General features: G+C 53.5%; 2 rRNA genes. Both read right to left on the minus strand.

The window, feature by feature from the left end:
* A 5S ribosomal RNA gene (gene rrf, locus CJ260_RS12600) occupies positions 1–62 on the minus strand; the annotation flags it as partial.
* 183 nt (positions 63–245) lie between these two features.
* Positions 246–346: ribosomal RNA gene (locus CJ260_RS12605) — 23S ribosomal RNA — on the minus strand; the annotation flags it as partial.

Raw genomic sequence — 346 nt, forward strand, 5'->3', positions numbered from 1 at the left:
GCGGGCTTAACTGCTGTGTTCGGCATGGGAACAGGTGGATCCCCGCAGCTATCGCCACTGAATTTTCCTAAGGGCCCGTGCCCTTACAACTGCATAAAACGAACTTCCTTAACGAGCCTCCGCTCTGCTTACGGTCTTCTTTCCTCAGAACCTGCTTCCAGATTCCCTCACCCGCTCCCTTCGGGAGTAAGTGATTCAGTCGGTTTTATGCGTCGCTTCCGCTCCTTTAAAACCGCTTCTCTACTTAAGTCAAGCCCTCGGTCTATTAGTACCGGTCCGCTCCGTGCATCACTGCACTTCCACTCCCGGCCTATCTACCATGTCGTCTTCATGGGACCTTACTTGC

The sequence above is a fragment of the Megasphaera sp. ASD88 genome (assembly GCF_002287425.1).
GTDB lineage: Bacteria > Bacillota > Negativicutes > Veillonellales > Megasphaeraceae > Megasphaera > Megasphaera stantonii.